This is a genomic window from Kocuria atrinae C3-8 (assembly GCF_000286355.1).
Lineage (GTDB): Bacteria > Actinomycetota > Actinomycetes > Actinomycetales > Micrococcaceae > Kocuria > Kocuria atrinae_A.
This window is the reverse complement of sequence record NZ_AJXN01000150.1, coordinates 1-1178: the sequence shown is the minus strand read 5'-3', so window position 1 is coordinate 1178 and position 1178 is coordinate 1. Positions and strand designations below refer to the sequence as shown.

Sequence of the window (1178 nt, the reverse complement as noted above, 5' to 3'; positions counted from 1 at the left end):
CACAGGTTGACACCCTGCGCAGGTGCACTTTTACGGACTCGATTGTTTTCGGTCCTGACATTGTCGGGGTGCGCACTCCACAATCCTCCTGAGTGGCTGCGACCCTTCCCGTAACTTCTTAGTCTCCGGGTATGCCACCGCCGATTCGTATGCCTGACTTGGGAATCAAACCCCTCGTCTGCACGAGCGCAGCATGGGGCAGAACACCCCGATCGTTGAACCGTGACAGCCAGATGCAGCGGCTCACCAGCAGACATTGGGTCAGGACTCCTGAGCCCCTGGGCTCGCTGCAGAGCGCAGCGTTACTGCACGACATCCTGGATCGCCCAGAGTCAGAACTGCGAATCACGGGACTGACTGCATTACAGCTCTATGGCCTCCCCTTAGGCGCACCCGATGCCGAATTGGATCGCCTGCTCGGACATGCGCCACCCCCACGATCAAGTGAGTTCCACACGATGATGGCGACTCCCCATTTCTCCTGGCTGGGCATCCGGCGAAAGTGCCCGGTTAAGACCGCACTGGTGACCAAATCGTATGGCCTTGGGCGTTTTCCTGGCCCATGGGGAAGCTTCCTGGCGGACCCTGTCGAGGCACTCGTTGTGGCTGCCCCTTACTTGTCCCGCTGGCGCATCACGTCATGTCTTGACGCCCTCATGAGCCGCACCATCAAGTCTCCCGGTGGAAAATCATATCCCCTGTACAGCCGAGCGCTTCTGGAACGGCGAATCGGCAAACTGCCTCCCACGTCACGCTCGGTTCGGCGTGTACGAGCTGCCTTTGAGGACGCGGTCAAAGGCGCATGGTCACCCATGGAGTCCCTCACCCGCCTGCTCGTCATCGCTCTGGGGTATCCCCCGCCGGCATTGAATTTCCATGTGATTGTGGACTCTGCAGATCGACACCTGGACCTGGCCTGGCCAGGATCCAAGGTCGCCGTCGAATACAACGGTGCCGATCACCTGGATCGCCGCCAGTACGGCGATGAGATGTTCCGCCGCCACCGCTTGGAAGACAACGGGTGGCGAGTTCGATACATCGTGTGGGAAGACCTGATCGAACCCGAACGCCGGTATCTGCTACTCGAATGGCTGTCACAGCAACTCTCTCCCGGGCGGTAAACAATCCAGTCCGTAAAAGGACTCGTTTCACGCCCGAACCCCCATTGTCAGACTGGT

The 1178-nt window shown here is 59.6% G+C and carries 1 protein-coding gene; it reads left to right on the top strand.

The features are described from left to right. The first annotated feature begins 812 nt into the window (after positions 1–812). Positions 813–1121 carry a hypothetical protein gene (locus YO9_RS0114485; RefSeq protein ID WP_016998137.1) on the top strand — a complete coding sequence of 103 codons (309 nt, stop codon included), beginning with the start codon at positions 813–815 and terminating at the stop codon, positions 1119–1121. Positions 1122–1178: the final 57 nt, after the last annotated feature.

Coding starts and splice junctions, on each gene's coding strand:
- YO9_RS0114485 (WP_016998137.1), top strand. CDS start 813: ATGGAGTCCCTCACCCGCCTGCTCGTCATCGCTCTGGGGTATCCCCCG.